Below are 7,287 nucleotides of genomic sequence, written 5' to 3'. Positions count from 1 at the left end.
CCATCCAGGTGGTGCCCTCGCGGCACGGAGTGCACTTGCCGCACGACTCGTGCGCGTAGAACTGGGTGAGCCGGCGGACGACCTTGAGCATGTCGACCGTGTCATCCATAATCATGAGTGCGGCCGTGCCGAGCAGCGACCCGGCCTCCTGCATGCCCTCGAAGTCGAGCGGCGCGTCGAGGTGCTCGGCGGTCAGCATCGGGGTGGACGACCCGCCCGGGGTCCACGCCTTGAGCCCGCGACCGCCCCGCACGCCGCCGGCCAGGTCGAGCAGCTCCCGCAGGGTGGTGCCCATCGGGGCCTCGTACTGGCCGGGCCGGGTCACGTGCCCGGACAGGCTGTAGATCTTCGGCCCCGGCGAGCGCTCCCGGCCCATCGACCGGAACCAGTCCGCACCGTAGTTCACGATGTACGGCACCGACGCGATCGTCTCGACGTTGTTGACCACCGTCGGGGAGGCGTACAGGCCGTGCGTCGCGGGGAACGGCGGGCGCAGCCGAGGCTGGCCGCGGCGGCCCTCCAGGGAGTCGAGCAGTGCCGTCTCCTCGCCGCAGATGTAGGCGCCCGCGCCGGAGTGCACGACGAGGTCGAGGTCGAAGCCGCTGCCGAGGATGTCCCGGCCGAGGTAGCCGGCCCGGTAGGCCTCGGCCACGGCGGCCTGCAGCCGACGGGCCGCGTGGATCAGTTCGCCGCGCAGGTAGACGAACGCCCGGCCGGCCCGCACCGCGTAGGCCGCGATGACGATCCCCTCGATGAGCGAGTGCGGGTCCGCCATCATCAGCGGCGCGTCCTTGCAGGTGCCCGGCTCCCCCTCGTCGGCGTTGATGACGAGGTAGTGCGGCCTGCCGTCGCCCTGCGGGATGAAGCCCCACTTCATCCCGGTGGGGAAGCCGGCGCCGCCCCGCCCCCGCAGCCCGGAGTCCTTCACCAGCTTGATGAGGTCACCCGGGGCCATCGCGAGGGCGGTGCGCAGTGCGGTGTAGCCGTCGAGGCGGGTGTAGGTCTCGATCGTCCACGACTCCGGCGTGTTCCAGCGCCGGGTGAGGACCGGGGTGACGGGCATTGTCAGCTCCCCTTCCGTTCCGAGGAGGCCGGGGTCGTCGGCGCCGGAACCACCGCGGGCGGCGGCCCGGCAGGCGGTGAGGCGGGGCGCGCCGCCGCGTCGGCCCCCACACCATGGGTGACCAGCGGCGCGGGCGCCTGCTCGGCGCTCCAGCCGGCCGCCTCGGCCACGAGGAGACCCACGACCGACGGCTCGCCGACCCCCGGGCCCGCGACGCCCTCCGGCCGCGGATCGCCGAACCCGGCAAGCTGGCGGGAGACCTCGGCGAACGAGCACAGCGGACCGCCACGGGCCGGCGCCGGCCGCCGCCCCGCCCGCAGGTCCTCGACGATCGCCTGGGCGGAGTCGGGGTCGACCTGGTCGTAGAACTCGTAGTTCACCGTCATGACCGGTGCGTAGTCGCAGGCCGCGAGGCACTCGGCGTGCTCGAGGGTGATCGACCCGTCCGGCGTCGTCTCGTCATGGCCGATCCCGAGGAGCTTCGAGACCCGCTCGTAGACGTCCTCGCCACCGAGCAGCGCGCACGACAGATTCGTGCAGACCGAGACGAGGTAGTCCCCGACCGGATGCCGCTTGTACATCGTGTAGAAGGTCGCGACCGCGCCGACCTCGGCCCGGGTGATGCCCAGCACGTCCGCGCAGAACGCGACGCCCTGCGCGGTCACGCACCCCTGCTCGGCCTGTACCAGGTGCAGCAGCGGGAGCAGGGCCGAACGGGATCGGCCGGCTGGGTACCTGGCGATGATCTCCTGCGCGGCCGACTGGGTCTCCGGCGAGAACGCCATCAACGATCAACTCCCCCGAGCACCGGGTCGACCGAGGCGACCCCGACGATCACGTCCGCCACCTGGCCGCCCTCGGTCAGCGCCGGGACGGCCTGCAGGTTGACGAAGCTTGGATCCCGCACATGGACGCGGAAGGGTCTCGTGCCGCCGTCGCTGACCAGGTGGTAGCCGAGCTCGCCGCGCGGCGACTCGATCTGGGTGTAGACCTGACCGGCCGGGACGCGGAACCCCTCGGTCACCAGCTTGAAGTGATGGATCAGGGCCTCCATCGAGGTCCCCATGATATTCCGGATGTACGCGAGTGAGTTACCCGTCCCGTCGGACCCGACAGACAGCTGGGACGGCCAGGCGATCTTCTTGTCGGCGACCATGACCGGGCCGGGACGCAGCCGGTCCAGGCACTGCTCAACGATCTTGAGCGACTCACCCATCTCCTCCAGCCGCACCAGGTAGCGGGCGAAGGAGTCGCCCTCCAGCGCGGTCGGCACGTCGAACTCGTAGGTTTCGTAGCCGCAGTAGGGCATGGTCTTGCGCAGGTCCCACGGCAGGCCCGCAGCGCGCAGCACCGGGCCCGTGGTCCCCAGCGCGATGCAGCCGGCCGCGTCGAGAACGTTGACGTCGACCATCCGAGCCTTCCAGACCGGCTGGCCGGTGAGCAGCGCGTGATACTCCCTGATCCGCTTCGGCATGTCGGCGAGAAACGCCCGGATGGCCCGCTCGGCGCCGTCGGGGAGATCCTGGGCGAGGCCCCCGGGCCGGATGTAGGCGTGGTTCATCCGTAGCCCGGTGATGAGCTCGAGCAGGTCGAGGACCTTCTCCCGCTCCCGGAAACCGAAGATCATGGCGGTGGTGGCGCCGAGCTCCATGCCGCCGGTCGCGAGCCACACCAGGTGCGAGGCGATCCGCTGGAGCTCCATCACCATCACCCGGATCACCGTGGCCCGCTCGGGTACCTGCTCGGTGATGCCCAGCAGCTTCTCCACCGACAGGCAGTAGGCCGCCTCGTTGAACAGCGGCGAGAGGTAGTCCGCCCGGGTGAAGAAGGTGACCGCCTGAGTCCAGGTGCGGTACTCACAGCTCTTCTCGATGCCGGTGTGCAGGTAGCCGATGACGATGCGGGTCTCGGTAACCGTCTCGCCCTCGATCTCCAGGACCAGGCGGAGCACCCCGTGGGTCGACGGGTGCTGCGGCCCCATGTTGACGACGATCCGCTCGTTCTCCTCCTCGCCGACGCCGAGGATCTGCTCCCAGTCGCTGCCGGTGACGGTGTAGACCCGCCCACTCGCCGACTCGGTGAAGCCGGCCTCGTAGGCCGGATGCTCCCCGGGTCCGCCGACGGTCCCGGTCGGGTAGCCGACGCCGTTCGCGCCGTTGGGGGCCCCGGTGCCGTTGGGGGCCCCGGTGGTCAGATCGTCCGTGGTGGCGGAAGTCGACGTGTTGGGCGTCATAGCGAACCTCGGATGTCGCCTCGTGGGATGTCGCCTTGGCGGTGTCGCCGGCTGGCCAGGGCCGGACGCGGGGTCACGAATAGCTCCGGCGCTCGTCCGGCGGCGGGATCGTGGCACCCTTGTAGTCGACGGGGATGCCCCCCAGCGGGTAGTCCTTGCGCTGCGGGTGCCCGATCCAGTCGTCCGGCATCATGATTCGGGTCAGGCCCGGATGACCCGTGTAGACGATGCCGAACATGTCGTAGGTCTCGCGCTCGTGCCAGTCCGCGGTGGGCCACACCGAGGTCAGGCTCGGCACGGTGGGATCGGCGTCGGTGACGGACACCTCGACCCGGACCCGGCGACGGTGCGTCATCGAGGTCAGGTGGACCACCGAGTGCAGGCGACGGCCGGTGACGTCGTCCGGGTAGTCCACGCCAGACAGCGAGGACAGCAGCTCGAACCGCAGGTCGGGGTCGTCACGCAGGGTCTGCCCGACGGCGGCGAGGCTCTCCCGGCGCACGTGGACGGTCAGCTCCCCGCGATCCACCACCACCCGTTCGACGGCGTCGCCGAGCTGGGGGAAGGCACGTTCGAGCGCGTCGTAGACGGCGTCGGCGTCGGCGTCACCGAACGGGCGGGCGGTGGAGCTCAGGGCCGGAACGGGCGTCACAAGCCCGCCGAACCCGGAGGTGTCACCGCTGTCACCGGCGCCGAACGCGTCCCGGCGCCGCCCACCCGGGCCGCCGGGCACGCCGGCGGCGCCCGGTACCAGGTCGGCGGGGGCTGTGCTCTCGTCGCTCACTGCCTAGATCCCCCGATCCGGGTCGTCGACGTCGCCAATGCTCTCGGTGGTCGGGCCGGGCCCGTGCGCCCGGGCCTCGTCACTCGGCTTGGGGTCGACCGGTAGCCGCTTGGCGCGCCCGAACACCGAGGGCGGTGCGAGGGCAGCGGGCCGGCGGGTGTCCAGGGCGGGTTCGACCGCCCCGCTACCCGTCGGCGCCGGCGCCCCGGCCGGGATCGAGAAGCGCTTGCGGTCGTTCACCGAGAGGGTCCGGGTGTCGAATGCGCCCGCCGGCAGACCGGCCCGGGCGGTGGCCACCTCGATGGGTTTCGGATACGGCGAGGAACCGATCTTCGTGTGCTCGATCCGGCCGGAGATCGGGCCGGCGAGGATCTTCTCGTGCAGCTTGATGATGGCGTCCATGAGCATCTCCGGCCGCGGTGGGCAGCCGGGGAGGTACATGTCGACCGGGACGATATGGTCCACGCCCTGCACGATCGCGTAGTTGTTGAACATGCCGCCGCTGCTGGCGCAGACACCCATCGACAGCACCCACTTGGGCTCGGGCATCTGGTCGTAGATCTGCCGCAGCACCGGCGCCATCTTCTGACTCACCCGGCCGGCGACGATCATGAGATCGGCCTGGCGCGGGCTGGCCCGGAAGACCTCCATGCCGAATCGGGACAGGTCGTAGCGGCCGGCTCCCGTCGACATCATCTCGATCGCGCAGCAGGCCAACCCGAAGGTCGCCGGCCACAGCGACGAGCGCCGTGACCAGTTGGCGAGCTTCTCGACGCTGGCAAGAAGCACACCGCCCGGCAGCTTCTCCTCTAGTCCCATTCCAGACCTCCACGCCGCCACTCGTAGGCGTACGCGACGAAAATGGTCGCCATGAACAACGCCATCGCGCCGAGACCGAATACCGCCAGGCTGTCGAACGCTACTGCCCAGGGGAAGAGGAAGATAATCTCGATGTCGAAGACGATGAAGAGCATCGCGGTGTTGTAGTACTTCACCGGGAAACGCTGCGGCCCGGCCGGGGCCGGGGAGGGTTCGATCCCGCACTCGTATGCGTCGATCTTCGCACGGTTGAACCGGCGCGGGCCGATCAGCGCACCGGCCGCGACCGAACCAACTGCGAACAGGGCCGCGATCACGAGCAGAACGAGGATCGGCACATAGTTCGAGAGCATGCCGAACTCCTCTCCTTCGAGAGTTTGTTACCGGACGTTGGGGTGAAACGGCTCGCCGGTGAACGGACCGCGAACGGTCCGGACTCGGCCCGCGAAACCAGTGGCCATTTCGGACACGTCAGGCCGCGGGAGCGAGCCGGGTCATCGCGTTGATCAGTCGGTCCATCGCATCCCCTCCCCGGGGGTCGGTAAGATTTGCCATGATCTTGAGAACGAAACGCATGAGGACCGGTCTCGGCAGCCCGTAGCGGGTACCGAACGCCATAATCGTCGGATTGCCGATGAGCTGGACGAAGAACCGGCCCAGGGTGTAATAGCCCCCGTACCGGGCCCGCATGAGTTCCGGGTACTGGCCGAGCGCCCGCTCCCGCGCCGGACCATCCGGGCGGGCGAGGGCCTGCACGGCAATCTCGGCGGCGTACCGACCGGATTCGAGCGCGTAGGCGATGCCCTCCCCGTTGAAGGGATTCACCATCCCGCCCGCGTCACCGACCAGCAGCACGCCGTCGCGGTAATGGGGGGTCCGGTTGAAGCCCATCGGCAGGGCGCTGCCACGCACCGGGCCGGTGGCGTTGTCCTCGGTGTATCCCCACTCCGGCGGCAATGCGGCGAGCCAGCGGCGCAGCAGGTCCCGGTAGTCGGTGTTCTGGAAGGCGTCCGTGGTGTTCAGCAGGCCGAGGCCCACGTTGCTCGTGCCGTTGCCAACCCCGAAGATCCAGCCGTAGCCGGGCAGCAGCCGGCTCTCGCGCGGCCTGCCCTCCCACAGTTCCAGATGGGACTCGAGGAAGTCGTCGTGCGTGCGGGGGCTGCGGTAGTAGCGGCGGACCGCGACCCCGAGCGGCCGGTCCTCCCGGCGGCGGATACCGAGGGCGAGCGCGATGCGGGCGCTGTTACCGTCCGCCGCGACGACCAATGGCGCCCGGAACGTCACAGATGTTCGGTCGGTGCCGGTCCTGGCGTGCACGCCGACGACCCGTCCGGTGCGCTCGTCGAGCAGCGGACCGGTCACGGCGGTCCCCTCGTGCAGCCGGGCACCGACCTTCACCGCGTGGCGGGCCAGCAGGTCGTCGAAGTCAAGCCGCGGACGGACCAGGCCGTAGTCGGGCCAGCTCGCCAGCTCCGGCCAGGGCAGCTCCAGGCGGACGCCGCCGCCGATGATGCGAAGCCCCCGGTTACGGGCCCATCCGGCCACGGGCGAGGTGTCGAGACCCATGTCCACGAGGCTGCGAACGGCCCGCGGGGTCAGCCCGTCGCCACAGACCTTCTCGCGGGGGAAGGTCGTCTTCTCCAACAGGAGCACGTCGAGCCCGGCGCTGGCGAGATGGTAGGCGGCCGAGGAGCCACCGGGACCCGCGCCGACCACGATGACGTCGGCGTCGGCCTTCGACCGGCCGGCCGCACCGTCATCCCTTGTCCTCGCCATGGTCACGAATTGCTCCGGATCTGCTAGACCACTCGTCCCGGGGGCACCCCACCGGGAGCCCTCCACCTGTGTGCTCGTGAAATTCTTCACGAGCGTTCTCGGCGAGTGTAGGCCTTGCGCAGGCCAACCGCACCAACCAGGATGCGGCGAAGAACGGACGAGTTGACTTCGTGCACCCTATCGCTACTGTGAGCGATAGTTCGCGGCATCGGACGCCCGCCGCCGGAGCTCGGCGGTCGATCGCCACCATGAGCGGCAGGTACAATTCCCGCCCGATCGGCCTGGATCAGGCCAGCTCACCCGCCTGGTGTCGGTCCGGAGCACTCGCCCGCAGCGCGAAGCGCAACGGAGAAACCACGAAGCCGGCCTCCACCGCCCGCCGGTGGCCCATATTCGCCCCCCGGGGTGGGATTCAGCGCCCGTGCGGGGTAGTCCCTCCACAGGTCACCCGAAACGCGGTGGCTCGTCCGCGGTCGCCGCCGGTGTCCCGACGGCGCGGATGCACCATCACCCGAACACCATCACCCGAACACCGTCACCCGAAGCAGCACGGACTGGGAACGAGAGAACGCGATGACCATCGCAGAGACCGTCGTCATCCCCGCCCCCGAC

Annotated in this window: 7 protein-coding genes; all 7 read right to left on the bottom strand. The window is 70.1% G+C overall.

Going from position 1 to position 7,287, the window contains the following annotated elements; translation table 11 throughout:
* Positions 1–1,063 (bottom strand): NADH-quinone oxidoreductase subunit NuoF (gene nuoF / locus ACY5KJ_RS05725; protein ID WP_462202930.1); only part of this gene is annotated, 1,063 nt, incomplete at its 3' end.
* Positions 1,064–1,065: 2 nt separating this feature from the next.
* Positions 1,066–1,848 (bottom strand): NADH-quinone oxidoreductase subunit NuoE, encoded by a 783-nt coding sequence (nuoE, locus tag ACY5KJ_RS05720; protein ID WP_462202929.1) that lies wholly within the window; start codon positions 1,846–1,848, stop codon positions 1,066–1,068.
* Positions 1,848–3,296, bottom strand: coding sequence for an NADH-quinone oxidoreductase subunit D (locus ACY5KJ_RS05715; protein ID WP_462185654.1), 1,449 nt, complete (start codon positions 3,294–3,296; stop codon positions 1,848–1,850). The genes nuoE and ACY5KJ_RS05715 overlap by 1 nt, the downstream gene beginning before the upstream one ends.
* A 73-nt stretch (positions 3,297–3,369) precedes the next feature.
* On the bottom strand, positions 3,370–4,080 hold the full coding sequence (locus ACY5KJ_RS05710; protein ID WP_462185653.1) for an NADH-quinone oxidoreductase subunit C: 711 nt from the start codon (positions 4,078–4,080) through the stop codon (positions 3,370–3,372).
* Positions 4,081–4,083: 3 nt separating this feature from the next.
* Entirely contained in the window at positions 4,084–4,899 is an 816-nt protein-coding gene (locus tag ACY5KJ_RS05705) for a NuoB/complex I 20 kDa subunit family protein (protein ID WP_462185652.1), read from the bottom strand.
* Positions 4,890–5,252 carry an NADH-quinone oxidoreductase subunit A gene (locus tag ACY5KJ_RS05700; protein ID WP_011434998.1) on the bottom strand — a complete coding sequence of 121 codons (363 nt, stop codon included), beginning with the start codon at positions 5,250–5,252 and terminating at the stop codon, positions 4,890–4,892. The genes ACY5KJ_RS05705 and ACY5KJ_RS05700 overlap by 10 nt, the downstream gene beginning before the upstream one ends.
* A gap of 118 nt (positions 5,253–5,370) precedes the next feature.
* The gene (locus tag ACY5KJ_RS05695; protein WP_462202928.1) at positions 5,371–6,675 is read right to left on the bottom strand and encodes a geranylgeranyl reductase family protein; all 1,305 of its coding nucleotides are present in this window, start codon (positions 6,673–6,675) and stop codon (positions 5,371–5,373) included.
* Positions 6,676–7,287 lie beyond the last annotated feature (612 nt).

It is taken from the genome of Frankia sp. CcWB3 (assembly GCF_977927595.1).
The sequence above is the reverse complement of the archived record's forward strand: the minus strand, read 5'-3'. Positions and strand labels throughout refer to the sequence as shown.